General features: G+C 61.9%; 21 protein-coding genes. 10 read left to right on the top strand and 11 right to left on the bottom strand.

The window, feature by feature from the left end; translation table 11 throughout:
* Nucleotides 1-25 precede the first annotated feature (25 nt).
* Both ABTV87_RS16835 and ABTV87_RS16830 read left to right on the top strand, forming a co-directional pair.
* A complete protein-coding gene (locus ABTV87_RS16835; RefSeq protein ID WP_433897968.1) occupies nucleotides 26-1,393 on the top strand; it encodes an MFS transporter in 1,368 nt (455 codons plus the stop codon).
* A gap of 24 nt (nucleotides 1,394-1,417) precedes the next feature.
* Nucleotides 1,418-2,692 (top strand): glucarate dehydratase family protein, encoded by a 1,275-nt coding sequence (locus ABTV87_RS16830; protein ID WP_085602979.1) that lies wholly within the window; start codon nucleotides 1,418-1,420, stop codon nucleotides 2,690-2,692.
* A 42-nt stretch (nucleotides 2,693-2,734) separates the two neighbouring features.
* Here ABTV87_RS16830 and ABTV87_RS16825 read toward each other — a convergent pair whose 3' ends face one another.
* Nucleotides 2,735-3,619, bottom strand: coding sequence for a LysR substrate-binding domain-containing protein (locus tag ABTV87_RS16825; RefSeq protein ID WP_085602981.1), 885 nt, complete (start codon nucleotides 3,617-3,619; stop codon nucleotides 2,735-2,737).
* 159 nt (nucleotides 3,620-3,778) lie between these two features.
* On the opposite strand from ABTV87_RS16825, the gene ydiJ reads away from it, so the two are divergent.
* Nucleotides 3,779-6,808 (top strand): D-2-hydroxyglutarate dehydrogenase YdiJ, encoded by a 3,030-nt coding sequence (gene ydiJ, locus ABTV87_RS16820; protein ID WP_085605105.1) that lies wholly within the window; start codon nucleotides 3,779-3,781, stop codon nucleotides 6,806-6,808.
* A gap of 115 nt (nucleotides 6,809-6,923) precedes the next feature.
* A complete protein-coding gene (locus ABTV87_RS16815; RefSeq protein WP_433899865.1) occupies nucleotides 6,924-8,093 on the top strand; it encodes a DUF1624 domain-containing protein in 1,170 nt (389 codons plus the stop codon).
* A 6-nt stretch (nucleotides 8,094-8,099) separates the two neighbouring features.
* On the opposite strand, the gene ABTV87_RS16810 is transcribed toward ABTV87_RS16815, so the two are convergent.
* On the bottom strand, nucleotides 8,100-9,005 hold the full coding sequence (locus ABTV87_RS16810) for a LysR family transcriptional regulator (protein ID WP_085602983.1): 906 nt from the start codon (nucleotides 9,003-9,005) through the stop codon (nucleotides 8,100-8,102).
* Between the two features lie 130 nt (nucleotides 9,006-9,135).
* Here ABTV87_RS16810 and ABTV87_RS16805 point away from each other — a divergent pair, with 130 nt between their 5' ends.
* Complete coding sequence (locus ABTV87_RS16805) at nucleotides 9,136-9,966, top strand: oxidoreductase (RefSeq protein ID WP_433897966.1); 831 nt, start codon at nucleotides 9,136-9,138, stop codon at nucleotides 9,964-9,966.
* A 120-nt stretch (nucleotides 9,967-10,086) separates the two neighbouring features.
* On the opposite strand, the gene ABTV87_RS16800 is transcribed toward ABTV87_RS16805, so the two are convergent.
* The gene (locus ABTV87_RS16800; protein ID WP_433897965.1) at nucleotides 10,087-11,478 is read right to left on the bottom strand and encodes an aldehyde dehydrogenase family protein; all 1,392 of its coding nucleotides are present in this window, start codon (nucleotides 11,476-11,478) and stop codon (nucleotides 10,087-10,089) included.
* 103 nt (nucleotides 11,479-11,581) lie between these two features.
* Between ABTV87_RS16800 and ptrR the strand changes: the two genes are divergently transcribed.
* A complete protein-coding gene (gene ptrR, locus ABTV87_RS16795; RefSeq protein ID WP_007950470.1) occupies nucleotides 11,582-12,463 on the top strand; it encodes a putrescine utilization regulator PtrR in 882 nt (293 codons plus the stop codon).
* Between the two features lie 88 nt (nucleotides 12,464-12,551).
* Nucleotides 12,552-13,214 (top strand): M24 family metallopeptidase, encoded by a 663-nt coding sequence (locus tag ABTV87_RS16790; RefSeq protein WP_433897964.1) that lies wholly within the window; start codon nucleotides 12,552-12,554, stop codon nucleotides 13,212-13,214.
* Between the two features lie 45 nt (nucleotides 13,215-13,259).
* Here ABTV87_RS16790 and ABTV87_RS16785 read toward each other — a convergent pair whose 3' ends face one another.
* The gene (locus ABTV87_RS16785) at nucleotides 13,260-14,825 is read right to left on the bottom strand and encodes an aldehyde dehydrogenase (NADP(+)) (RefSeq protein WP_433897963.1); all 1,566 of its coding nucleotides are present in this window, start codon (nucleotides 14,823-14,825) and stop codon (nucleotides 13,260-13,262) included.
* Nucleotides 14,822-15,460: an isochorismatase family cysteine hydrolase gene (locus ABTV87_RS16780; RefSeq protein WP_221535716.1), complete on the bottom strand. Its 639-nt coding sequence runs from the start codon at nucleotides 15,458-15,460 to the stop codon at nucleotides 14,822-14,824. The genes ABTV87_RS16785 and ABTV87_RS16780 overlap by 4 nt, the downstream gene beginning before the upstream one ends.
* A 99-nt stretch (nucleotides 15,461-15,559) precedes the next feature.
* Between ABTV87_RS16780 and ABTV87_RS16775 the strand changes: the two genes are divergently transcribed.
* Nucleotides 15,560-16,057, top strand: a complete 498-nt coding sequence (locus ABTV87_RS16775) for a winged helix-turn-helix transcriptional regulator (RefSeq protein ID WP_207983034.1) — start codon at nucleotides 15,560-15,562, stop codon at nucleotides 16,055-16,057.
* A gap of 70 nt (nucleotides 16,058-16,127) precedes the next feature.
* On the opposite strand, the gene ABTV87_RS16770 is transcribed toward ABTV87_RS16775, so the two are convergent.
* The 6 genes from ABTV87_RS16770 to ABTV87_RS16745 all read right to left on the bottom strand — a co-directional run bounded on the left by ABTV87_RS16770 (nucleotide 16,128) and on the right by ABTV87_RS16745 (nucleotide 22,542).
* A complete protein-coding gene (locus ABTV87_RS16770; RefSeq protein ID WP_433897962.1) occupies nucleotides 16,128-17,543 on the bottom strand; it encodes a purine-cytosine permease family protein in 1,416 nt (471 codons plus the stop codon).
* Nucleotides 17,544-17,831: 288 nt separating this feature from the next.
* Nucleotides 17,832-18,980 (bottom strand): acetylornithine deacetylase, encoded by a 1,149-nt coding sequence (gene argE / locus ABTV87_RS16765; RefSeq protein WP_433897961.1) that lies wholly within the window; start codon nucleotides 18,978-18,980, stop codon nucleotides 17,832-17,834.
* Nucleotides 18,977-19,654, bottom strand: a complete 678-nt coding sequence (locus ABTV87_RS16760) for a DUF1028 domain-containing protein (RefSeq protein ID WP_433897960.1) — start codon at nucleotides 19,652-19,654, stop codon at nucleotides 18,977-18,979. The genes argE and ABTV87_RS16760 overlap by 4 nt, the downstream gene beginning before the upstream one ends.
* A gap of 27 nt (nucleotides 19,655-19,681) precedes the next feature.
* Entirely contained in the window at nucleotides 19,682-20,098 is a 417-nt protein-coding gene (locus tag ABTV87_RS16755) for a RidA family protein (protein WP_007950460.1), read from the bottom strand.
* Between the two features lie 58 nt (nucleotides 20,099-20,156).
* Nucleotides 20,157-21,464, bottom strand: coding sequence for a flavin-containing monooxygenase (locus tag ABTV87_RS16750; RefSeq protein WP_085603004.1), 1,308 nt, complete (start codon nucleotides 21,462-21,464; stop codon nucleotides 20,157-20,159).
* Nucleotides 21,465-21,723: 259 nt separating this feature from the next.
* Nucleotides 21,724-22,542: an alpha/beta fold hydrolase gene (locus ABTV87_RS16745; protein WP_085603006.1), complete on the bottom strand. Its 819-nt coding sequence runs from the start codon at nucleotides 22,540-22,542 to the stop codon at nucleotides 21,724-21,726.
* A 181-nt stretch (nucleotides 22,543-22,723) separates the two neighbouring features.
* Here ABTV87_RS16745 and ABTV87_RS16740 point away from each other — a divergent pair, with 181 nt between their 5' ends.
* Nucleotides 22,724-23,173 carry a winged helix-turn-helix transcriptional regulator gene (locus ABTV87_RS16740; RefSeq protein ID WP_085603008.1) on the top strand — a complete coding sequence of 150 codons (450 nt, stop codon included), beginning with the start codon at nucleotides 22,724-22,726 and terminating at the stop codon, nucleotides 23,171-23,173.
* Nucleotides 23,174-23,324: 151 nt separating this feature from the next.
* Nucleotides 23,325-25,031 (top strand): ShlB/FhaC/HecB family hemolysin secretion/activation protein, encoded by a 1,707-nt coding sequence (locus ABTV87_RS16735; protein ID WP_433897959.1) that lies wholly within the window; start codon nucleotides 23,325-23,327, stop codon nucleotides 25,029-25,031.
* Nucleotides 25,032-25,038 lie beyond the last annotated feature (7 nt).

Raw genomic sequence — 25,038 nt, 5'->3', positions numbered from 1 at the left:
AAAAACAAAGATCGGGAGTCGCCCCTTGAATACCCTCCAGAGTCCGCCGGACATCACGGTACTCGCCCGCGCCGCCGCCAAGGTCAAGCGCCATGTGCTGCCGTTGTTCGTGGTGATGTTCATCGTCAACTACATCGACCGGGTCAACATCGGCTTCGTGCGCAGTCATCTGGAAACCGATCTGGGTATCGGCGCCGCTGCCTATGGCCTTGGCGCCGGTCTGTTTTTCATCGGTTACGCCTTGTTTGAAGTGCCGTCCAACATGCTTCTGCAACGCTACGGCGCCCGCGCCTGGCTGACGCGGATCATGTTCACTTGGGGCGCCGCGGCGATGGCCATGGCGTTCGTCAAGGGTGAAACCAGTTTCTATGTGCTGCGCTTCATCCTGGGCGCAGCCGAGGCCGGGTTCTTCCCGGGAATCATTTATTACTTCACCCAATGGCTGCCGGCCTCTGAGCGCGGCAAGACCATGGCGGTATTTCTCAGCGGTTCGGCAATTGCTTCGGTGATTTCCGGCCCGGTGTCCGGCGCGCTGTTGCATATCAGCGGTCTGGGCATGCACGGCTGGCAATGGATGTTCCTGATCGAAGGCGCCGCGTCGGTGGTGCTCTGCGGGTTTGTCTGGTTCTGGCTGCAATCCCATCCGCGTCAGGCCAAGTGGCTGAGCGAGGAGGAGCGCGAGGCACTGGTGACGGCAATCGCCGAGGAGCAGCGTGCCCGTGAAGCAACTCACGTCGCCAAACCATCGATGTTCAAACTGTTGGCGGACCGGCAGATCGCGCTGTTCTGCTTCATCTATTTCTCCATCGCCCTGACCATCTACGGCGCCACTTTCTGGCTGCCGAGCATGATCAAGAAAATGGGCAACCTCGGCGACTTCCAGGTCGGGCTGTTGAACTCGGTGCCGTGGATCATTTCCATCGTCGCGATGTACGGCTTTGCGGCGCTGGCCGGCAAGTGGAAATTCCAGCAGGCGTGGGTCGCGCTCACTCTGGTGATCGCCGCGTTCGGCATGTTCATGTCCACCACTGGCGGGCCGATTTTCGCCTTCGTCGCCATCTGTTTTGCGGCCATCGGCTTCAAGGCTGCTTCGGCACTGTTCTGGCCGATTCCGCAAAGCTATCTGGATGCGCGCATCGCAGCGGCGGTGATCGCGCTGATCAACTCCATCGGCAACCTCGGCGGCTTCGTTGCGCCGACCGCGTTCGGCTTTCTGGAGCAGACCACCGGCTCTATCGAGGGCGGTCTGTATGGCCTGGCCGCGACTTCGCTGGTAGCGGCAGTAGTGATCTTCTTCGCCCGCATGGCGCCCGGCGCCAAAGGCAAAACCCCGGCAAAGCCTGAACCCGAAACCGCCGTTGCGCCGACGGCCAACCCGGTGGTGAGCCACTGATTCCGACTCAACAGGAGCGTCATTTTGAAAATCACTCGCGTAACCGTCACTCCGATCGCTTTCCGTGATCCGCCGCTGCTCAATGCCAGTGGCATCCACGAACCGTTTGCCCTGCGCTCGATCATCGAGATCGAGAGCGACAACGGCTACATCGGCCTCGGCGAAAGCTATGGCGATGCCCCGGCGCTGGCGATCCAGCAACAGTTGCAGTCGCAGTTGATCGGCCTTGATCCGTTCAACCTCAATCAGTTGCGTCGGATCGTTCAGGCGACGGTTGCTGCCAACAAACCGGCCAGTCTGGCGGGTGCTGAACTCGCCCCCGGTTCTCACGCCAGCAAGGCCGTGAGCAACGCGTATTCGGCGTTCGAAGTGGCGTTTCTCGACTTGCAGGCGCGCTATTTGAATGTGCCGTTGGTGGATCTGCTGGGCGGGGCGGTGCGTGATGAAGTGCCGTTCAGCGCCTATCTGTTTTTCAAGTACGCGCAACACGTCGATTCACCGTACAAGCCGGACAACTGGGGCGAGGCGCTCAACGAGCAGCAGATCGTCGCCCAGGCCGCGCGAATGATCGAGGCGTACGGTTTCAAGAGCATCAAACTCAAGGCCGGTACGTTGCCGCCGGAACACGAAGTGGCGTGCATCAAGGCGCTGAAAAAGGCCTTTCCCGGTTATCCGCTGCGCATTGATCCCAACGGCAACTGGTCGCTGGAAACCTCGATCCGCATGGCCGAGTTGCTGGGTGATGATCTGCAGTATTACGAAGATCCGACCCCGGGCCTTGAAGGGATGGCCGAGTTGCACAACCGTACCGGGTTGCCGCTGGCGACCAACATGGTGGTCACCGATTTCGACGAGTTCCGCCGCAGCGTAGCTTTGAACAGCGTGCAGATTGTCCTCGCCGATCACCATTACTGGGGCGGCCTGCGCGACACCCAGACCCTGGCGAAAATGTGCGACACCTTCGGCCTCGGCGTGTCGATGCATTCCAACTCACACCTGGGCATCAGCCTGATGGCGATGGCTCACGTGGCGGCCGCCGTGCCGAATCTGGACTACGCCTGCGACACCCATTACCCGTGGCAGGAACCGGATGAAGAGGTGATCAAGGGTGGCAAACTGCCGATCGTCGACGGCTGCGTGAAGATCACTCGTGCACCGGGCCTGGGGTTGGAGCTGGATCACGATCAACTGGGCAAGCTGCATGACCAGTACCTGACCTGCGGCATCCGCCAGCGCGATGATGTGCGGCAGATGCAGCGCTACAAACCTGACTGGAAAGCGGTGAAACCGCGGTTCTGATCGAGCAAAACCAGAGGGCGCCTAACGGCGCCCTCTGTTGTTTCAGAGCGTGCGCATCAACCAGTCGCGAAACGCCTTCAGCGATGGCAGCGACTCATTACGCGCGGGATACACGAGGTAATAGCTGCGCCGGCTGCTGATCGGTTCGCCCAGTTGCAGCAGCTCGCCGTTGTGCAACTCATCCTCCACCAGAATCCTCGGCACCAGCCCGATGCCGATATTGGCGCGCACCGCCTGGATCAAGTGCGAGGTCATCTCGAAACTCGGCCCGATGCGCATGCTGCGATGGGGCAGGGCGTGATGGCTGAACCACTCGGACCAGGCCTGAGCGTTGCTGCTGACGTTGAGCAGCAGTTGCCCGGCGATATCCTTGTCGGAAGCCAGACGTTCGGCATCGGACAGCTGCGCGCTGGCGATCACCACCAGTTCTTCGGTGTGCAGACGGTGGGCGGTCAGCCCCGGCCAGTCACCGCCGCCGACACAAATCGCCGCGTCGATTTCGCTGGTGTCGAAGTCGATGGTTTCGATGCGTGAATGCAGGTGCACGGTCATGCCGGGATGCGCGGTGTAGAAATCCTTCAAGCGCGGCAGCAGCCATTTCGAGCCGAAGGTCGGCAGTGTCGCCAGGCGCAAACTGTGGATGCCCGAGCCAAACGCCATGGCCTGCAACGTCGCGCTGCGAATCTGGCCGAGGGCTTCGGACAGTTCGCGCTGATACATGCGCCCGACGTCGGTAAGGATCACCCGTCGGCCTTCGCGGCTGAACAGGCGCATGCCGAGCATCTTTTCCAGAATCTGCACCTGCCGGCTGACCGCGCTCTGGGTCAGCGACAGTTCGTGGGCGGCGCGGGTGTAGCTTTCATGGCGTGCGGCGGCTTCAAACGCCAGCAGCAACGACATCGAGGGAGTGAGGGTTCGCGGATTCATTCGTTTTAGTCATGGATTGCGGGTCGATTTTACGGTTGTCCCGGCGTCGCTCTGCAATGAACATAGGACCTATGAGATGGCGGGAGCGTGACGCAATCATTCATTGCGCACAACTGTTCACCGCCACACGGCCCGTTTTTGACCGAGATTGCCCTCCCGATGATTGCCCAGCTGTCGCCTTCCACCGCGCTGAACACCGATTACCAACAGTTTCTCAAAGCCCTTGAAACCAGCGGTTTTCGCGGCGAAATCAGTGCCGACTACGCCAGCCGCGTGGTGCTGGCCACCGACAACTCGATCTATCAGCGCTTGCCGCAAGCGGCGGTATTCCCGCGTGACGCCGACGACGTAGCGCTGCTGGCGCGTCTGATCGCCGAACCGGCGTACCAGAAAGTGGTGATCACGCCTCGCGGCGGCGGCACCGGCACCAACGGCCAGTCGCTGACCGACGGCATCGTCGTCGACCTGTCGCGGCACATGAACCGCATCCTCGAAATCAACGTTGAACAGCGTTGGGTGCGGGTGCAGGCCGGCGTGGTGAAGGATCAACTGAACGCCGCGCTGAAATCCGCCGGGCTGTTTTTCGCCCCGGAACTGTCGACTTCGAACCGTGCAACCGTCGGCGGCATGATCAACACCGACGCCAGCGGCCAGGGCAGCTGCACTTACGGCAAGACCCGCGACCACGTGCTGGAGCTGCACATGGTCCTGCGCGGTGGCGAGCGTTTGCACGGCCGCCCGCTGGAAGAAAGCGAACTGGCAGCGGAATGCGCCCGCGAGGGCCGCGCCGGCGAGGTGTATCGCTGCGCGCGGCAGATCATCGATGAGCAGGGTGAGTTGATCCGGGAAACTTTCCCCGACCTCAACCGTTGCCTGACCGGCTACGACCTGGCGCACCTGCGCGAGGCCGACAATCGTTTCAACCTCAACAGCGTGCTGTGCGGCGCTGAAGGTTCGTTGGGGTTTGTGGTCGAGGCCAAGCTCAACGTATTGCCGATCCCCAAGCACACGATGCTGGTGAACATTCGCTACGCCGGCTTCATGGATGCCTTGCGCGATGCCCGGGCGCTGATGGCGCTCAAGCCATTGTCGATCGAAACCGTCGACTCCAAAGTGCTGTTGCTGGCGATGCAGGACATCGTCTGGCATGGCGTCGCCGCATACTTCCCGGAAAGCGCCGAGCGGCCGACGCTGGGGATCAACCTGGTTGAGTTTTGCGGTGACGATCCCGAGGAGCTGCAAGGTCGGGTCGAGGCCTTCGTCCAGCACCTGGGCACCGACGCCACCGTCGAGCGCTTGGGCCACACGCTAGCTGTCGGGCATGCGGCGGTGAATCGCGTCTACGGTATGCGCAAACGCGCGGTGGGTCTGCTCGGCAACGTCGCCGGTGAAGCGCGACCTCAGCCGTTTGTCGAAGACACCGCTGTGCCGCCGCAGCACCTGGCCGAGTACATCGCCGAACTGCGCGACCTGCTCGACAGCCACCAATTGCAGTACGGCATGTTCGGCCACGTCGATGCCGGCGTGCTGCACGTGCGGCCGATTCTCGACATGAAGGATCCGCAACAAGCCGCACTGGTGCGCCCGGTGTCGGACGGCGTCGCCGCGTTGACCCAGCGTTACGGCGGCCTGCTGTGGGGCGAGCACGGCAAAGGCCTGCGTTCGGAATACGCGCCGGCCTTTTTCGGCGAGTTGTACCCGGCGCTACAAGCCTTGAAGGCGGCGTTCGATCCGTTCAACCAGTTCAACCCCGGCAAGATCGCCACGCCGAACATTCCCGGCGCGGCGTTGTTGAAGATCGACGAAGTGACCCTGCGCGGCGAACTCGACCGGCAGATCGACGAAAAAGTCTGGCAGGACTACGGCGCGGCCATGCACTGCAACGGCAACGGCGCCTGCTACAACTTTGATCCCGACGATGCGATGTGCCCGTCGTGGAAAGCCACCCGCCAGCGCGCGCAATCGCCCAAGGGCCGCGCTTCGCTGATTCGCGAATGGCTGCGTTTGCAGGGCGAGGCGGGTGTTGATGTGTTGGCCGATGCCAGCCGCCGTCCGCCGTTTTTCAGCACATTGCTGCAGCGCTGGCGCAACAGCCGTGCGCAGGAACAGGACTTCTCCCACGAGGTGTACGACGCCATGGCCGGGTGCCTGGCGTGCAAGTCCTGTGCGGGGCAGTGCCCGGTGAAAGTGAACGTGCCGGACTTCCGCTCGCGGTTTCTCGAGCTGTACCACACCCGTTATCTGCGGCCGGCGCGGGATTATCTGATTGCCTCGCTGGAGTACACGATTCCGTACATGGCGCGGATTCCGTTTCTCTACAACGGCTTGATGGGGGCTTCGTTCAGTCGTCGCTTGATCGAGCGCCTTGGTGGCATGGTCGATGTGCCGTTGCTCAGCCGTTTCGATTTCCACGCGGCGATGCGCCGCTGGCAGGTTCAGCCGGCGTCGGTCGAGGTACTTTCGGCGCTGACCCAGGCACAACGTGAACGCAGCGTGGTGCTGGTGCAGGATGCGTTCACCCGTTACTTCGAAGCACCGCTGCTGGCGGATCTGATCGAGTTGATTTCGCGCCTCGGCTATCAGGTCTATCTGGCGCCGTTCAGTGCCAACGGCAAACCGCTGCATGTGCAGGGTTTCCTGTCGGCGTTCAATCGCGCGGCGTTGCGCAATGCCGGGCAGTTGCGCGCGCTGGCCGAGATCGGCGTGCCGTTGGTGGGGCTCGATCCGGCCATGACCCTGGTCTATCGCCAGGAGTATCTGAAAGTGCCGGGGATGGAGAAATGCCCGGAGGTGGCGCTGGTGCAGGAGTGGTTGCTCAAGGTCATGCCGGAGCAGGCCGATCAGCGCCGCGACGACACTTTCCGCCTGCTGGCGCACTGCACCGAAAAAACCAACGCTCCGGCCGCCACCCGCCAATGGGAGCAGGTGTTCGAACGTGTCGGCCTGAAGCTGGCGACCCAGGCCACCGGTTGCTGCGGCATGTCCGGCACTTACGGACACGAAGCACGCAATCGCGAGACGTCGGCAGTGATCTACGAGCAATCCTGGGCGAAGCAGATCGAGGCCCCGGCGGAGAAGGGCGAGGCGCTGGCCACCGGGTATTCCTGCCGCAGTCAGGTCAAGCGCCAGGCCGATCAACAGTTGCGCCATCCGTTGCAGGTCGTGCTGGAAACCCTGCGCACAGCGTGATCGCTGTTTGAGAACCGCTAGCGATTGGATCGGCTTTTCATGTTATAAGGTAACGCAAATTATGCGGCCGCTTTCGGGCGGTCGCATCGATCAACCTTTCGATTGCGATACCTCCATGACGATTGCGGTTCCCCGTTCTGCCCCCTCGGCGACTGGCCGGTTGCTGTCCATTGATGCGCTGCGTGGCCTGGTGATTCTGTTCATGTTGCTGGACCACGTGCGCGAAACCTTTCTGCTGCATCGCCAGGTCTCCGACCCGATGGACATCGCCAGTACCGAGCCGGCGCTGTTCTTCAGCCGTACCCTGGCGCATCTGTGCGCGCCGGTGTTCGTGCTGCTGACCGGGTTGTCGGCGTGGCTGTTCGGCGAGAAGTACGACGGCAAGGCTGACGTCAGTGCCTTCCTGTTCAAGCGCGGTTTGTTTCTGATCGCGCTCGAATTCACCCTGGTGAATTTCGCCTGGACGTTCCAGCTGCCACCGACCGTGATCTACCTGCAAGTGATCTGGGCGATCGGCCTGAGCATGATCGCGCTGTCGCTGCTGGTCTGGCTGCCACGCTGGCTGCTGCTGACGTTGAGCGTTGCGATCATCGCCGGGCACAACCTGCTCGACGGACTGCATTTCGGAGCCGAGTCGGCGCTGCACGTGCCGTGGGCAATCCTGCATGACCGCGGCTGGATCGAGGCCGGCGAGACTTTGCGCCTGCGCACCTCGTATCCGTTGTTGCCGTGGATCGGCGTGATCGGGTTGGGTTACGCGCTGGGGCCGTGGTTCGCTCGCGCAGCCGATGCCGGCGTGCGCCAGCGCCGTTTGTTGATCGGTGGCATCGCCGGGGTGCTGGGCTTTGTCGCACTACGGCTGGTCAACGGTTACGGCGAGAAACCCTGGGCATTCGGGGACGGCGGTCTGCAAACCCTGATGAGCTTTTTCAACATCACCAAATACCCGCCGTCGCTGTTGTTCATCGCGCTGACGGTGAGTGTCGGGCTGCTGCTGTTGCTGGTGTTCGAGCGTGCGCAGGATCGACGCTGGATTCGCTGGCTGACGGTGTTCGGCTCGGCGCCGATGTTTTTCTACCTGCTGCACCTGTATGCGCTGAAGGTGCTGTACCTGATTGGCGTGGCGCTGTTCGGGCTCAATCAGGGCACCTATTTCGGTTTCTCGTCGGTGACGGCGGTGTGGCTGGCGGCGGTGGTGCTGGCGGTCGCGTTGTTCCCGGCCGTGCGCTGGTTCTCGGGATTGAAGGCCCGGCGCCGCGACATTGCCTGGTTGAAGTATCTCTAGAACGGCTTAGCCCGTTTTGCCTTCGCGGGCATTGCGGGCGAAATCGATAAACGCCTTGAGCGGCGCCGGTACGTGGCGTCGGCTCGGGTAGTACAGATGGAGGCCGGGATAGTACGGGCACCAGTCCGCCAGCACCTGTACCAGCCGCCCACTCGCCAGGTGTTCCCGGGCCATGTCCTCGAACACATAGGCCAGACCCAAGCCCTGCAATGCGGGGCCGATCATCAGGCTGACATCGCCCAGGGTCAGCGGGCCGTTGACCTCGATTTCCTGAACGATGCCACCGCGTTCGAATTCCCAGCGGTACAGCGCGCCGCTGGGAAACCGGTGACGGATGCAGGGCAGGGCGTGCAGATCCTCCGGTTTTTGCGGCGCGGTGTGCCGCTCCAGAAACGCCGGTGAAGCGACCACCACCGAACGCAGGGTCGGGCCGATCGGTAGTGACACCATGTCCGCCTCCAGCCGATTGCCGAACCGCACCCCGGCATCAAAACCGCCGGCGACGATATCCAGCAGCGCGTCGCTTTCGACCACTTCCAGGCGGATGTCCGGATAGGCTTGCAGGAACGCCCCGGCAATCGGCAGCAGCACCAGTTCGCACGCTTGGCGCCCGGCAGTGATGCGCAGGTTACCGGAAGGTTTGTCGCGAAAGTGGTTGAGGTCTTCGAGGGCGTCGTCGATGTCGCGAAACGCCGGTTTCAGCCGCGCATACAGCCGTTCGCCAGCTTCGGTCAGGGCGACGCTGCGGGTGGTGCGATTGAACAGGCGCACACCGAGGCGATTTTCCAGAGCCCGCAATGAATGGCTCAGGGCCGACGGTGTCAGGCCCAGATCCACCGCTGCACGACTGAAATTCAGATGCTGGGCAATGCAGAGAAAGATCGACAGATCCGCCGTGGACGGGTTTTTCATTTGTGAACACCTTTCACAAAGTCATGCAAATTTGTTGGGATTATCACATCAGTAGCACGGCTTTAAAGTCGACTCAACTCATCAAGAAGGCCCGGCAATCTCGCCAGGGTCACCGATAGGAGGAGTTGATATGCGTACCTGGCTGATTACCGGAGCTTCCCGTGGTTTTGGCACCCTTATCGCTGAACAGGCCCTGCGTGCCGGTGACGCGGTGATTGCCACCGCCCGCAACCCGCAAGACATCACCGACCGCCTCGGCGATCACCCGAACCTGCTGGCGGTGCGGCTGGACGTCACCCGTGAAGAGGAGGCGCATCAAGCGGTGGCAGCAGGCATCAAGCGCTTCGGCCGTATCGACGTGCTGATCAACAATGCCGGCTTCGGCGTGTTGGGCGCCGTTGAAGAAACCAGCGCCAGCGAAACCGAGCGCCTGTTCGCCACCAACGTGTTCGGTCTGCTCAACGTCACCCGCGCTGTGCTGCCACATATGCGCGCCCAGCGCAGCGGACGGGTGATCAACATTTCATCGATTGGCGGTTATCAGGCTTACATGGGCTGGGGCGTCTACGGCTCGACCAAGTTCGCGGTGGAAGGCATCAGTGAAGCGTTGCATCAGGAACTGGCGCCGCTGGGCATTCATGCCACGGTGGTCGAACCGGGCTTCTTCCGCACCGACTTCCTCGACGAGCAATCGCTGATCAAGACCGCACTCGTGCTGCCGGACTACGACGAAACCGTCGGCAAGATGCGCACCTTCGCTGAAGCGGCCAACCATGCACAACCGGGCGATCCGCTGAAGTTTGCCGAAGCGATGCTGGCATTGGTCAACGCGCCGAATCCGCCGCAGCGGCTGGCGCTGGGCAGCGACACGATTGCGCGGATCGAAGCGAAGAACCGCTTGGTGGCGCAGGAGTTGGCCGAGTGGAATAAGCTGGCGCTGTCCACGGATTTCAAGGACTGACACAAAACCTGTGGGAGCGGGCTTGCCCGCGAAGGCGGAGTGTCAGGCACCTTAAACGGAGACTGACACTCCCTCTTCGCGGGCAAGCCCGCTCCCACAGGGTTTATCGGATCGACCGGATCAACGGCGATCCAGCCACACCGTCTGCGCATTGCAGAACTCGCGAACGCCGAAGTGCGACAGCTCACGGCCGAAACCGCTTTTCTTCACGCCGCCGAAGGTCACGCGCGGGTCGCTGGCGGAGTAGCCGTTGATGAACACGCCGCCGGTTTCCAGTTCGCTGGTCAGTTGCTGGGCCAGGGCGACGTTGGCGGTGTAGATCGTGGCAGTCAGACCGAACTCGCTGTCGTTGGCCAGTGCCACGGCGTGAGCGCAATCGCGGGCGGTGATGATCGAGGCCACCGGGCCGAACAGTTCCTGCTTGAACGAAGTCATGCGGTCGGTGACATCGGCCAGTACGGTTGGCTCGTAGTAGTTGCCCGGCCCTTGGCCTTTGCCGCCGCCGAGCAGCAGGGTGGCGCCTTCTTCCAGGGTGTCGCGCACTTGTTGGTCCAGTTCGTCACGCAGGTCGAAACGGGCCATCGGGCCGATGTAGTTGTCGGCGGACAACGGATCGCCCATCTTTAACTGGCGGGTGGCTTCGACGAATTTGCGGGTGAATTCTTCGACCACGCCTTCTTCGATGATCAAGCGTTTGGCGGCGGCGCAGACCTGGCCAGAGTTCTGGTAACGACCGATGACTGCGGCTTGCACGGCTTCGTCGATATCGGCGTCGTTGAGCACGATGAACGGATCGGAACCGCCCAGTTCCAGCACGCATTTCTTCAGCGCGGCACCGGCCTGTGCGCCGATGGCCATGCCGGCGCGGACGCTGCCGGTCAGGGTCACGGCAGCAATGCGCGGGTCAGCAATGGCGGTGGACACGCCTTCCGGGGTGACGTTGATCACTTCGAACACGCCATCGGCAAAACCGGCGCGGGTGAAGGCGTCGCGCAACAGATAGGCGCTGCCCATCACGTTCGGCGCATGCTTGAGCACGTAGGTGTTGCCGGCGATCAGCGCCGGGACTGCACCGCGCAGCACTTGCCAGATCGGGAAGTTCCACGGCATCACGGCGAGGATCGGGCCGAGTGGGCGGTACTCGATGCGCGCCTTGCCGCCTTCGACCGGCGTCGCTTCGGCGTTGAGCATGGCCGGGCCGTGTTCGGCGTACCACTCGCAGAGCTTGGCGCATTTCTCGATTTCACCACGGGCCTGGGCGATCGGCTTGCCCATTTCCCGGGTGATCATGGTCGCCATGGCTTCGCTGCTGTCACGCAGGGCACCGGCCAAGGCGGTCAGGGCGCGGGAGCGATCCTGCAGCGGTTTGCGTTTCCACTTGTTGAAGCCGAATGCGGCGCGGGTCAGCGCGGCGTCGAGAGCTTCGGCGGATTCGAAGGCGTAGTGACCGATCTGCTCGCCGGTGGCGGGGTTGATCGAGATGGCGTGGGTCTGGCTGGAAATCGGGCTCATGGCATCGTCCTGCGAGGTCAGTGGATGCGCTCAGAGTAGGGTGGCGTTTGGTTTCTGGAAACTGAATAATAAAGAGCGTTTCTTTCACGATTGGAGAATGGCTGTGGATCTGGTGCAACTGGAAATCTTCAAGGCCGTTGCCGAGCACGGCAGCATCAGCGCGGCGGCGGCGCAGATCCATCGCGTGCCGTCGAACCTGACGACCCGCATCAAGCAGTTGGAGGAAGACCTGGGCGTCGACCTGTTCATCCGCGAGAAAAGCCGCTTGCGCCTGTCGCCGGCCGGCTGGAGTTTTCTCGAGTACGCGCGACGGATTCTCGACCTGGTCCAGGAAGCGCGCGCCACGGTGGCCGGCGAGGAACCGCAAGGCGCATTCCCGCTTGGCTCGCTGGAAAGTACGGCGGCGGTGCGGATTCCCGGTTTGCTGGCGACCTACAACCAGCAACACCCGAAGGTCGATCTGGACCTGTCGACCGGTCCGTCCGGGACGATGATCGACGGTGTGCTTTCCGGGCGACTGGCGGCCGCGTTCGTCGACGGCCCTGTCTTGCACCCGGCGCTGGAAGGCATCCCGGCGTTCGAAGAGGAGATGGTCATCATCTCACCGCTGCATCACGGGCCGATCCAGCGCGCGGCGGACGTGAACGGCGAGAACATCTATGCGTTCCGCTCGAACTGCTCCTATCGCCATCACTTCGAAAAATGGTTCAGCACCGATGCTGCGGTGCCGGGCAAGATTTTTGAAATGGAGTCCTATCACGGCATGCTCGCCTGCGTCAGTGCGGGTGCCGGCCTGGCTTTGATGCCGCGCAGCATGCTGCAGAGCATGCCCGGCTGCGCGACGGTCAGTGTATGGCCGCTGGCGTCGGATTTCCGCTATCTGACGACGTGGCTGGTATGGCGGCGGGGCACGGTTTCGCGCAGTCTGAGCATGTTTGTGCGCTTGCTGGAGGAGCGCGGTGTGGTGCGCGCAGAAGAAAATTGACACGTTGTGTCATGGTTGTATCTTAGGCGTCCTGTTTCGCAATATAAAAAACTATACAGCGCTAACGATTAGCCAGAAGGAATCAGCGATGACCACAGCCCTGAGCGGAAAAGAAGCGGTAGGTGAGCGTTTTGTGCTGGAAACCATGCGCCACGCCCAGCAGTTGACCTGGAAGGCCGTGGACGAGATTGCCAAGGTGATCAAACCCGGGATGCGCGAGTCGGAGGCCCAAGCACGAGGCAAAGAGATTCTCGTTGAACTGGGCATGGACCGGATCTGGCATCCGCTGTTGATCCGCTTCGGCGCCAACACGCTGAAGACCTTCAAGGAGCGTTCCGACGGCGATCCGGTGCTGGGCGAGAACGACATTTTCTTCATCGACATGGGCGTGGTCTGGGAAGGGCACGAAGGCGATGCCGGGGCGACGTATGTCACCGGTTCCGATCCGCAGATGATTGCCTGCGCAGCGGCCTCTAAAGAACTCTTCGACAAGGTCGAAGCCTTCTGGCGTCAGGGCGTGACCGGTGTCGAGCTGTATCGTTACGCCACCGATCAGGCCGAGGCGATGGGCTGGAAGCTGAACCTGGACATCAAGGGCCACCGGGTCAGCGATTTCCCTCACGCGATCTATCGGGGTGGCAATCTGGGTGACTTCGATCAGGCTCCGAATGCCGGTGTGTGGATTCTGGAAATCCAGATTGAACACCCCGAGCTTCTGTACGGTGCTTTCTATGAAGACCTGCTCATTTGATTGAAAAGCTTGCCCGGTTCGGTGATTCGCCGAACCGGGCATTTTTTATTGGCCGTCGATGCTGCGGGGCAGTTCGAGCGGATTACCGTCGCGCAATACCTGCGGCAGCAACGCATCCGGAAAGCCCTGATACGCCACCGGCCGCAAGAAACGCTCGATTGACGTCATGCCGACCGAGGTGAAGCGACTGTCTGAGGTGGCCGGGAACGGCCCGCCGTGCACGGTGGCGAAAGTCACTTCCTGCGGATGAGCAAAGGCGTTGACCACAATGCGCCCGGTGCGGCGTTCGAGGATCGGCAGCAGACGTCGGGCCAGATCCAGATCGCGGTCTTCAAGGTGAATGGCTGCGCTGAGCTGACCCTTGAACGAACGGGCAACTGCCAGCAGCTCTTCTTCATCGTTGACCGTTACCAACAGCGCCGCCGGACCGAACACTTCATGGGCCAGCGCGGTTTCGCTGAGGAAGTGCTGGCCGCTGACTTCCAGCAACGCCGAGCGTCCCTCAAACTGGCCATCCGTCGGCGCGCCGACCGCCACCAGCTTCGCCCCCACGCTTTCCATCGCCACCAGTCCTTTGACGTATGAACCGTGAATCCCCGGCGTCAACATCGTGCGTGCCGGTGCTTCACTGACCCGTTTGATCATCGCGCTGCGCAACGTGTGCAGACCTTCGCCTTCGATTGCGACCAAGATCGACGGACACAGGCAGGCTTGCCCGACATTCACCAGCATCCGCTCGACAAAGCCATCGCCGATCTCACCGCCGCGCGCGGCCAGCGCGGCGGGCAAAATGAACGTCGGGTTGACGCTGGTCATTTCGGTAAACACCGGAATCGGATCAGGCCGCAATTGCGCGCGGCGATAAAGCGCCATGCCGCCCACCTCTGAACCGGTGAACGTCACCGCTTTAATCAAAGGATGATCGACCAGCGCCTCACCGATGGCATTGCCGCCACCGCGCACCATCGAAAAAACACCCTCGTGCAGGCCATGCATCTGCACCGCTTTGCGGATAGCGCGAGCCTGGATTTCCGAGGCCCCGGGATGCGCGTTATGCGCCTTGAGAATCACCGTCGCGCCGGCCGCGAGTGCCGACGCAGTATCGCCGCCGGCCACTGAATAGGAGATCGGAAAATTGCTCGCACCGAAGATCGCCACCGGACCGATGGCGATTTTCTGCAGGCGATGATCCATCCGTGGTCGCGGCTGGCGATCAGGTTGCGCCGGGTCGATCGCCAGTTGCAGAAAGCGCCCCTTGCGCACCACCTCGGCGAACTGACGGAACTGGGTCGCGGCCCGGGCGGCTTCGCCTTCGAGCTGCGCCTGAGGCAGGCCGGTTTCCAGCGCCGCACGGGCGGCCAGTTCCTCACGGACGGCGTCGAGATTGTCGGCGATGCTTTCCAGAAACGCCGCGCGTTCGGCCAGCGAGGTGTGGCTGTAGCTGTCGAAGGCCGCATCGGCGAGGGTTGCCGCCTGATCGACCTGCGTCGCACCGCCGAAGGCGAATTCCGGTTCGATCAGCGTATTGGTTGCCGGATTCAGCGCCTTCATCGTGCCCTCGGTGGCGTGCACGTCAGCGGCGCCGATCAGCAGGTGGCCGGTCAGACTCATTTCGCTTCACCCTGCGACTGAAGAGTGGCGATCAGTTCGTCTGTAGTGGTGATGACATGAGCGAACGTCGGGCCGTTGAGTTCGTGGGCAGCGTGCATCATTTCTTCCTTGAAAGCGGCAGTGGCATCGCGCACCAGCGTGACGTGATAGCCGAGTTCCGATGCATAGCGCGCGGTGGCTTCGATGCAGGTGTTGGCCAGCAGGCCGACGATGATCACATGGGTGATGCCTTGCTGTTTCAGGCGAAAATCCAGGTCGGTGTTGGCGAAACCGCTGGAGCCCCAGTGTTCCTGAACCACGATGTCGCCGTCCTTCGGCGCGAAATCCGGGTGCCATTCACCGCCCCATTCGCCGCGCGCGAAGTGGTGCATGTGCATGATCTTTTGTTGGGTCGGGGTTGGGTGATCCCAGTTCTCGTAGTCGCCTTTGACCCAGCGGTGATGGGGTACGATGACGACCGGAATCGGCAGGGCCCGCACGGCGCGATCGAGTTTGCGCAGGTTGTCGAGCAGACCGTTCTGCTCGGCCATCGGCTTGATCAGCGGAAAGATCTTGCCGCCGTCCGAAAGAAAATCGTTGTACGGATCGACCAGCAGGTAGGCGGTTCTGTCGAGCGGATAGAGAGGTTTCGACATGACGATGTACTCCGGCAATGAGAGTGATCGATGCTCAGGGCTTGTTCCCGCATCGTGTTGATATGATAATCATAGTAACTGTGAAAGAGGCAAGCCCTGATGGCTGTAAACGATAGTCTTCCCGACACGCTGTGCCCGATTTCCCGGGCCGAGTCGATCGTCGGCGACCGCTGGACGGTGCTGGTTTTGCGCGAATTGTTCATGGGCAGCCATCGCTACGACGAGATCCTGGCCCAGACCGGCGGTACGCCGCAGATGGTCGCCGCCCGTCTGAAAAGCCTGGAGGCGGACGGGCTGGTCGAGCGCCGCTTGTACAACGAGCGGCCGAAACGCTACGAGTACCACCTCACCGCGAAGGGCGAGGCGTTTTACCCGGTGGTGATTGCGTTACGCGCCTGGGGCGAGACCTGGTGCAAGTCGCCGGAGGAAGGGCTGGCGGTGAACATGACCCACAAGAATTGCAACCACAGCGCCGGCCTCGGGCCGTTGTGCGATCACTGCGGTGAGGTGTTGCGCCGTGAGGATCTGATCAGCCAGCCGCAAGAGGCGTACGCCGCGGAACGACAGGCGCGGCGTGAGGCGTTCAAGGCGAAATAGGCGATTCCAGCCAACGCAAAAAAGGCCCTCACTTTCGAGGGCCTTCGTGTATCAGCGCAAAACGGATGACTTACAGATTGTTCACCAGCTTTCCGGAGGTCAGCCGCCGACGATAAGCACTGTCACGGGTCGCCAGCCAGAAATACAGCGGCGAGGTCACCAGCAAGCCAACCACCCACGACAGGTCCGCGCCGTTGATGTGCGCCGACACCGGGCCGACGTACAGCGGCGTGTTCATGAACGGAATCTGCACCGCGATACCGATCGCGTAAGCCAGCAAGGCCTGCGGGTTGTAACGGCCGTAGATGCCGCCATCGACCTGGAAGATCGAGCCGATGTCGTACTGGCCTTTGTGGATGGCGTAGAAGTCGATCAGGTTGATCGCGGTCCACGGCACCAGTACGACCAACAACACCAGCACCATGTCGACGAAGTGGCCGATGAAGTCTGCCGAAGCGCCGACCGCAGCGAAGCAGCAGGCCAGCAGGACGATGATCGAAATCACGGCGCGGCTCTTGGCGGTCGGGATCCAGCGGTAAGCGAAAGTCTGCACCAGGGTGATCAGCGACAGCACCGCGCCATACAGGTTGAGGGCGTTGTGGCTGATCACGCTGAGCAGGAACAGCACCAGCATCAACGGGCCGATGGCGCCGGTGGCGAGTTTCACCGCGTCCATGGTGTCCATGCCCACCGGGGTTGCCAGTACGGCGACCGCGCCGAACACGAACGACAGGCTCGAACCCAGCGCCGATCCCAGATAGGTCGTCCAGAAGGTCGCCGCCACCGGCACATTCGCCGGCAGGTAACGCGAGTAGTCCGACACGTAAGGCGCAAACGCGATCTGCCACAGCGCCGCCAGCGACACCGTCGCAAGCCAGCCCGAGATGTTGAAGCTGCCGCGAGTGAGGAAATCATCGGTCTGGATGTGGGTGAGGATGTAACCGAAACCGACCACGATGCCGATTCCCAGCACCCAGGTGCCGATGCGGTTGAGCACGTGGATGAAGCGGTAACCGATGATCCCGATGATCCCCGAACCCAGCGCGCCGATGACGATGCCGACCGGCACCGGAACGCTGTCGACCACGCCATGCAGCGACTTGCCGGCGAGCACGATGTTGGAGGCGAAGAAACCGATGTACATGACGCCGGCGATTAACACCACCAGCAGCGCGCCGAGGGAGCCGAACTGCGCGCGGCTCTGGATCATCTGCGGAATGCCCATCTGCGGGCCCTGCGCCGAGTGCAGCGCCATCAACACACCGCCGACCAGATGGCCGACCAGAATGGCGACGATGCCCCACACCAGGTTCAGGTGAAACAGCTGCACGCCGAGGGCGCCGGTGACGATGGGCAGCGGCGCGATGTTGCCGCCGAACCAGAGGGTGAACAGATCCCGAACCTTTCCGTGGCGATCTTCGGGCGGCACATAGCCGATCGTGTGTTTTTCAATGAGCGGTGCGGACGTTGTTGCAGAGGTGGCCATGACGAACTCCAAGGCAAGGACGAGTACGTGGACGTACTTCAGTGAGCGCCGGCACGGACGGCGCATTTCTTGTTGGGGTCGATCATGGGCAAGGAAAGGGGAGAGATAAATTAGTAGTTTTGTTGCTTCAGGCGTTAAAAAAACGAGGCTCTCCGGTCAGCTGAAAACGCTCTGTCTCAAGTGTTTTAGCGCCATGAACGACAACGCAGCTGATCTCCATCGGAGCAGCTGTCTGTCGGTGTTATTGCGGCTCGGCTGCGGACTTGATCCAGCAGCCAGACCGGTCTTTCAAAGGCGAATAGACGCCAACATTCGATGCAGCATTTCATCGCAAGCCGCGAGCTGATCGACGCTGACGAACTCGTCCGGCTTGTGCCCCTGATCCATGCTGCCGGGGCCGCACACCACCGTGGGAATCCCCACCGCATCAAACAGTCCGCCTTCGGTCCCAAACGCAACAGTGCCGAAATCGTCCGAGCCGCAGAACGTGGCGATCAATTCCGCAGCTTTGCTTCGGGCATCGGTGGCCAGCCCTGGATAGGCCGACAATTCGCTGAAACGGATATCGCTCTGCTCGCTGACGGCCCGCATGCGCGGCAGCATTTGCTGTTCGGCGTAGGCCTTGAGTTGCTGTGCGACAAGCGCCGGATCCTGCGAGGGCAGGGCGCGGATTTCGAAGTCGAAACGACAGTCGGCGGGGACGATGTTCAACGCCTTGCCACCGTTGATCACGCCGGTTTGCACCGTGGAGTACGGCGGGTCGAAACGCGGGTCGAGGTGTTCATCCTTGAGTTGCCGACCGATGCGTCCCAGCTCGCCGATCAGCTCGGCGGCGCATTCGATGGCATTGACTCCGAGTGGCGCGTAAGCCGAGTGACAGGCATGACCCTGGACATCGCAGCGCATCGCCAGTTTGCCCTTGTGCCCGAGCACCGGTTTGAGTTCGGTCGGCTCGCCGATGATGCACAGCAGCGGTTTGACCGGACGCTGCTCCAGCACCTTGAGCAACGAGCGCACGCCGAGGCAGCCGACTTCTTCGTCGTAGGACAGGGCAATGTGCACCGGCATACGCAACGGTGCTTTGAGCAACGACGGCACCAGCGCGAGCACGCAGGCGATGTAGCCCTTCATGTCCGCGGTGCCGCGACCGTAAAGCTTGCCGTCGCGTTCGCTCAGTTCGAACGGTGGCAGCGTCCATGGCTGACCATCGACTGGCACCACATCGGTGTGCCCCGACAGCACGATGCCCGGCTGATCGGCCGGGCCAATCGTGGCGAACAGATTGGCCTTGCTGCGCTCATCGTTGTAGATCAGCTCGCACGGCACATCGAAACTTTCGAGGTAGTTACGCACGAAGTCGATCAATTGCAGGTTGGACTCGCGGCTGGTGGTGTCGAACCCCACCAGCGTCTTGAGCAACGCGACGCTGTCGCTCATCGGTCGTCTCCGGCAACCCCGTAGCCCGGCGCCTTGGCCGGATCGAGGGCGCGGTCGATGTAGTCCTGAAGCTGCGGGCGATAGGCGTCCCAGAGTTTTTGCAATTGACCGATCGGGTTCTCATCGGCCCAGTCCACCCGCAGGTTGACGATGGGCCAGGTCAGCTCGCCGACCACGACCACGGCTGCCGAATGTACCGGACCTGCTTCACCGCCCAGGGCCTGGGCGGCGTGCAGGGCCTTGATCAGGCGATCGGCCAATTGGCCTTCGCCTTCTTCGAACGCGCTGACCATGGCTTCGATCACCGAGCGCCCGGCGAGCATGTTGCCCGCCGCCACGCATTGCTCGCCGGATACGGCGTTGTGCACGCCCAAGGTTTGCGCGCCGCTGAAATGCGCGGTCTGGCCGAGGTGGTTGATGGCCGTGATCTGCCGGTACTGACTGTAGCCGTTGCGGGTCAGCACCTTGTCCAGCGCCGCCTCGGGCGCCAGGCCTTGCTCCATCAAGGCGAGCACTTCCGGGCCGAGCGACGGCAGGGTGATGTTCTGGCTCGACACCGCGCCGACACCCGGCAACAACCACGGGCAGCGGGCGCCGACGGCAATGCTGGAGGAGCTGATGGCGATGCCGAACTGACCGGTTTCGGGGCAACGGGCGGCGATGGAAAATGTCATGTGTGGCCTCCTTTCGCTAAGGTCGAATTACTCGGGAATCACCGCAACCACATCAATTTCCATCAGCCACTGCGGCTGACCCAGAGCCGACACCACCAGACCGGTGGAGATCGGGAACACGCCCTTCAGCCATTTGCCGACTTCCTGGTACACCGGCTCGCGGTAGCGCGGGTCGATCAGGTAAGTGGTGGTCTTGACGATATGGCTCAGGTCGCTGCCGGCCTCTTCGAGCAGTTGCTTGACGTTGCGCATGGCCTGTTCGGTCTGCGCGCGCGGGTCGCCGAGGCCGACCAGCTCACCATCGAAATTGGTGCCGACCTGACCACGGACATACACGGTGTTGCCGGCGCGTACGGCCTGGCACAGGTCGTTATCCAGGGTCTGGTTCGGGTAAGTGTCCTTGGTGTTGAACATGCGAATGCGGGTGTGGGTTGGCTGACTCATGTGCGGCTCCTGACGAAATCGGACCCGGCGCGACGGGCGCCGGGATTGAAGAAGGAAATCAAGCGTCGACGGTGTCGACAGCGTTGTTGTGCAGCGCGGCTTCGCGTTGTTCGGCATCGCGATAGGCCAGGTATTTGCGCTGGGTGGCGATGTGATCGGCCACGTGCTTGGCGTCGTGCCACACACCCCAGATGAACGACGAGCCGCGTCGCGACTGCCACGGCAGACCGAGGAAATACACGCCCGCTTCGCTGGACACGCCGCGCTGGTGCTGCGGCTTGCCGTTGTCGTCGAACGCGGCAACTTTCAGCCACGAATAGTCCACGGCAAACCCGGTGGCCCATATGATCGAAGTGATGCCGGCGGCGGCCAGATCGAGATCGGCCAGCGGGTTTTTCACGCATTCAGGATCCGGATACGTTTCGCGGGCCTCCGGTTCCAGCGGCAGATCGAGGCCGTTGCGTTCGATGTAGGCGTCGGCGGCATCCAGCAGCGCGAGGTAGTTCTCGTCGCCACGCTTGAGGTTGTCGCGCAGGTCCTGTTTGAAGGTCACCACGCCATCGCTGAACGATTCGGTGACGCCGACCAGGGTCATGCCACGGTGGGCCAGACCACGGAAATCGATGGTGCGGCCACCGTGGGCGCCGCTGACGGCGATGGTCACGTGCTCGCGGCCGGGTTTCATCGCGGCCTGGTCCCACTCGCCGAGTACGCCCAGCCACCAGCAGAAATCACGGTTGCGGTAAGCGCGAGGAGGGCGATCGTGAGCGCCGACCGAGAGGTAAACCTGCTTGCCCGAGCGCTGCAATTCATCGGCGATTTGCACGCCCGACGAACCGGCACCGACCACCAGCACTGCGCCGGCAGGCAGTTGCTGCGGGTTGCGATAATCAGCCGAGTGGATCTGCAGCAGACGCTCATCTTTCGGCGCAATCGCCGGGATCACCGGACGCTGGAACGGACCTGTTGCAGCGACGACGCGGGCCGCTTCGATCACGCCTTCGGAGGTCTCGACGGTGAAGCCCGGGCGCCCGACATTACGCACCACGCTTTTCACATCGACGCCGGTGCGGATCGGCGCGTTGAATTTCTTCGCATAGGCTTCGAAGTAGTCGGCGACGCGTTCCTTATGGGCGAAACCGTCCGGATCGACGTCGTCGAATTCCATCCCCGGAAACCGGTCGTGCCACGCCGGACCGTTGGCCACCAGCGAATCCCAGCGCCCGGTGCGCCAGCGTTCGGCAACGCGGTTGCGCTCCAGCACCAGGTGCGGCACACCGAGTTTGCTCAGGTGTTCACTCATGGCCACACCCGCTTGACCGGCGCCGACAACAAGCGTGTCTGTTTTTATTATTTCAGTGGTCATCTCTGATCCCTTCTCACGAGGCCGTTGGATTCAGGTCGCTGTCGACCTGTTCTCTGTGCTTGGGATCAGACTAGGGAGGGGGTGGTTATCGGTAAAATATTATTAAGCTGGCATGTGAAGATAAAAACGTGATGCAGAGGCCTGAAAGCCCCGGAAATACGGGGCTTCGCCCTGGCACCGGAATCCGGGACAACAAAAAAAAGGACCGCCGACAGGGTTGTCGACGGCCCTTTTCAAGGCGTGTTCAGATCACAAGGACTCAGCGATCGAGAAACGCCAGCAGGTCTTCATTCAATTGCTGCGCATGGGTCACCGCAAAGCCGTGCGGTGCGCCTGCGTAGACTTTCAGCTCGGCGCCCTTGATCTGCGCAGCCGCTTGTTTGCCGGTGGTTTCGAACGGGACAATCTGATCGCCATCACCGTGAATCACCAGCGTCGGCACATCGATTTTCGCCATGTCCGGGCGGAAGTCGGTTTCCGAGAAGGCGGTGACGCAATCCACGGTGCCTTTGAGCGAGGCCAGTAGCGCGATGTTCAGGGTTTGCGTCAGCACGCCATCGGAGACTTTCTGACCCTGATTGGTGCCGTAGAACGGGGCGTTGAAGTCAGCGATGAACTGCGCACGATCCTTCAGCAGGCCGGCCTTGATCCCGTCGAACACCGACTTGTCGACGCCTTCGGCAAAGTCCGGTTTCTTGCCGAAAAGCGGCGTCACCGCGCCCAGCAACACCAGCCCAGCGACGCGCTCGCTGCCGTGGCGCGCGATGTAGCGGCTGACATCGCCGCCACCCATGGAGAAGCCGACCAGGGTCACGTCACGCAGATCCAGGTGCTCGATCAGCTGCGCGATGTCGTCGGCGAAAGTGTCGTAGTCGTAGCCGGTCCACGGTTGCTCGGAACGACCGAAACCACGACGGTCAAAGGCGATGGTGCGATAGCCGCGGCTGCTCAGGTACTCCATCTGGTATTCCCACATGTCGCCATCCAGCGGCCAGCCGTGGCTGAACAGCACGGGCTTGCCGCTGCCCCAGTCCTTGAAATAGATCTCGGTGCCGTCTTGGGTCGTGAACGTGCTCATGAAAACTCCTTGGGTGTGGGCCTGCGTGGATGCCGTGATGGCAGCGTTCACTATCGCGACAAAGGGCATTGGCCACTTGTACGCAGGTGCTAAGTTTCGTGTCGCACGCGTTAACGGTTTGGCGACATGAGTTGTAAGATGCAACCGCATCGAACCTGCCGTTTTGCCGGAGACACCCCAAATGAAGCGCAAAAGCCTTGCGGGCAATGCCTGCCCGATCGCCCGCACACTCGACCTGATCGGTGACTGGTGGTCGTTGCTGATCATCCGCGATGCGCTGGAAGGCATTTGTCGTTTCAGCGATTTCGAGAAAAGCCTGGAGATCGCCAAGAACATGTTGAGCACCCGGCTCAAAGGGCTGGTGGAACGCGACATCCTGCGCCTGGTGCCGGCGTCCGATGGCAGCGCTTACAAGGAGTACGTGCTGACTGAAAAGGGCCGGGCGTTGCAAACCGTGATCGTTGCGCTGTCGCAGTGGGGTGGGGAGTTCATGTTCGAGCCTGGCGAGCCGGGGTCGGTGATGGTGGATGCGCAAAAGCGTCAGCCGATCAGGAAGCTTGAACTGCTGTCGGCCGATGGTCGGGTGCTGGCGCCGGACGATGTGGCGACGAAACTGGCGGTTGAGCACTGAGAGGAAACTGAAAAGCAGGTCCCGGATGACATTTACTGATGCCGCTGGTCGGCAATACACATTTAGTAATAACAAAAATTGACGTCAGAATAGTGGCTCATTACTATCGCGCCACTATTTTGATATCAGTTTCCGTCTCGAGGGATCGAACATGTACTCACCCGCCCTTGGGGCGAGGTTGTGCCTGGCTTTGCTGTGCCTGTCTCCGCTTAACGCTGTATTTGCTGCACCCACTCCTGGTGAAACCGACCTGATCCGTGAACGCCAGGATCGACTGCTCGACGAGCAGCGCCGTCGCCTCGAAGAACTCAAAGACCTGCCGGGCAAGGAAGCCAGGCCAGTTCAACCGGTTACGCCGACCGACACCCGTTGTTTCCCGATCAAGGACATCGAGCTCAAAGGCGCCGACAGCCTGTCGGACAGTGACAAGGCGCGTCTGCTCAAACCGTACATCGGCCAGTGCCTGGGCGTGGCGCAGCTCAATGAACTGCTCAAGACCATTACCGACCATTACATCGGGAAGGGGCTGGTGACCAGCCGTGCCTATCTGCCGCAGCAGGATCTGTCTGCCGGGCACCTGAAAGTGCTGGTGGTCGAAGGCAAGCTCGAAAGCCTCAAAGGGGCCGAGAACAGCAAGCTTTCCGAGCGTGAACTGGCGATGGCCTTTCCCGGCAAGGCCGGCGAACTGGTCAACCTGCGCGAGATCGAGCAGATGGTCGATCAGCTCAATCGACTGCCGTCCAATCAGGCCAGGATGGAATTGTCTCCGGGCAAGAACGTCGGCGGCAGCGACGTGCTGGTCAACAACGCGGCGCAAAAGCCTTGGCGCGCAGGCCTGTCGCGCAGCAACGACGGCCAGCGCAGCACCGGTGAACAGCAGTGGGGCACCACGTTCGATTGGGACAGCCCGTTGGGTCTGGCCGACCAGTTGAGTCTGCGCGGCGGCCACGACGCGATGACCGATCACCAGCACACCTCCAACAACTCGATGCTCAACTACAACCTGCCGTGGGGCTGGTGGAATTTCAGCTACACCTACAGCCAGAGCGAATACCGCTCGCTGATCGCCGCCAGCGGCTTCAATTTCAAGCAGACCGGTGACAGCGAAAACCATCAGCTGCGCGCCGAGCGGGTGATCCACCGCGACTCGGTCAGCAAGACCTCCCTCAGCGCCGGACTTTCATATCTGCGCACCAACAACTTCATCGAAGACAGCAAGCTCAAGCTGAGCAGCAACCGCATCAGCGAAGCGCAGTTCGGCTTCAACCACGGACGTCGTATCGGCAGCGCCTTCGTCAACTTCGACGCCGGCATGCAGGAAGGCATCGGTGCATTCGACGCTCAGGGCAGCCACGACCCGGGCCCCGGCGAGCCGGACGCGCGCTACCGCAAATACACCGCGACCCTGAGCTATCTGCAGCCATTCAAAGTGTGGGGCGAGTCCTTCACCTTCAGCAGCCTGATGACCGGTCAGCGCAGTGAGGACGTGTTGTTCAGCCCGCAACGCACCAGCCTCGGCGGGCTGTCGTCGATCCGTGGCTACAAGGATCAATCGCTGTCCGGCGACAGCGGCGGCTACTGGCGCAACGACCTGCGCTGGGCACGCCCGGTGAGCGCCGAATGGCTGCGACCGGTGTTCGCCGAGTACGGCACCAGCCTCGGCTACGACCAGGGCGTGATCCGTGGCGACCGCTACAACGGCGACCAGCACGGGCGCATGTCGAGCAACTCGCTGGAGCTGTTTGCGCGTGGCGAACACGTGGCAGCCAGTGTGACTTTTGCCCATTCCCTGGAACGACCGGCCGCACTGACCGAGCGCGAAGCGCCGATCTATTTCCGCCTGGATTTCTTTATCTAATTCTGCC

This window comes from Pseudomonas sp. PSE1(2024) (genome assembly GCF_050990555.1).
Lineage (GTDB): Bacteria > Pseudomonadota > Gammaproteobacteria > Pseudomonadales > Pseudomonadaceae > Aquipseudomonas > Aquipseudomonas aphyarum.
Note: the sequence above shows the minus strand (reverse complement) of the source record. Positions and strands in the feature narration are given on the sequence as shown.